At 66.3% G+C, this 1,229-nt stretch carries 1 protein-coding gene and 1 other annotated feature; the gene reads left to right on the top strand.

Features of this window, described 5'->3' with window-relative positions; translation table 11 throughout:
* Positions 1–39: 39 nt before the first annotated feature.
* Positions 40–1,229, top strand: a protein-coding gene (locus KZA10_RS15615; RefSeq protein WP_256934959.1) for an IS3 family transposase whose coding sequence is annotated in 2 segments (ribosomal slippage) — positions 40–343 and positions 343–1,229 — 1,191 coding nt annotated over the 2 segments. Because the reading frame shifts where the segments join, the coding sequence is not laid out codon by codon here. This gene is flagged as partial in the annotation.
* Positions 339–473, top strand: a sequence feature (AL1L pseudoknot). (Overlaps the previous gene by 135 nt.)

The raw sequence follows: 1,229 nt of genomic DNA, 5'->3' as shown, positions 1-1,229 counted from the left end.
CTGATGGAGACTCCTGACCTTGGAAACGAGGATGGAGTTATGCCCAAAGAACTGGCGAATGGGAAGCCGACAACGCGTCGCTACTCGAGCGAGGAGAAGGCCGCCGCAGTGCGGATGGTGAGAACGCTGCGCGCTGAGCTCGGCGTCACGCAAGGGACCGTGCAGCGCGTCGCGACGCAACTCGGCTACGGGGTCGAGTCCGTGCGGACGTGGGTGAGGCAGGCCGACGTCGATGACGGTGTCGCCCCCGGCGTGAGCAGCGCCGAGGCGCAGCGGGTGCGAGAGCTCGAGCAAGAGAATCGGGAGCTTCGCCGGGCCAACGAGGTGCTCAAGCGAGCCGCGTCTTTCTTCGGGGCGGAGCTCGACCGCCACTACCGGAAGTAGTCGCGTTCATCGACGCGAACAAAGACGACGTCGTGGACTGCCGTCGCCTCGGAGTCGAGCTCATCTGCAGACTGTTGCAGGTGGCTCCGAGCAGCTACTACGCCGTCAAGATCCGCGCCCCCTCGGCTCGTGCCCTGCGGGACGAGGAGTTGGTGCCGCAGCTGGTCGAGATCTGGGAAGCCAACTATCGCGTTTACGGGGTCCGCAAACTCTGGAAAGCCGCCCGACGTGCGGGGATCACGATCGGCCGGGACCAGACCGCCAGGTTGATGCGGATCGCGGGGATCGAAGGCGCGAGGCGGTCGAAGCGGATCAAGACGACCAGGCCGGATCCTTCGTCGGCGCGGCACCCGGACCTCGTGAAACGGGAGTTCACCGCAACGGCGCCGAATCGGCTCTGGGTCACGGATCTGACATTCGTGCCGACCTGGGCCGGCGTCGCCTATGTGTGCTTCATCGTCGACGGGTTCTCCCGCATGATCGTCGGGTGGCGGTGCGCGCCGCACATGCGCACCGAGATGGTCCTCGACGCGATCGAGATGGCCCGCTGGTCCCGCGGCGCCCACCACGAGGATCTGCGGTGTCACAGCGACGCGGGCTCTCAATTCACGTCGATTCGCTACGGTGAACGCCTCGCAGAGATCGGCGCCACGCCCTCGATCGGAACCGTCGGCGACAGCTACGACAACGCCCTGGCCGAGACCGTGAACGGCTACTACAAGGCCGAACTCGTCCGAGGCCCCGCACGCCCCGAGCCGTGGAAGACCATCGAAGATCTCGAGCTCGCGACCCTCGGATGGGTGCACTGGCACAACACACAGCGCCTCCACGGCTACCTCGGCGAC

Origin of the sequence: Microbacterium sp. BF1 (assembly GCF_019279095.1) — a bacterium.
Taxonomy (GTDB): domain Bacteria; phylum Actinomycetota; class Actinomycetes; order Actinomycetales; family Microbacteriaceae; genus Microbacterium; species Microbacterium maritypicum.
The sequence above is the reverse complement of the archived record's forward strand: the minus strand, read 5'-3'. Positions and strand labels throughout refer to the sequence as shown.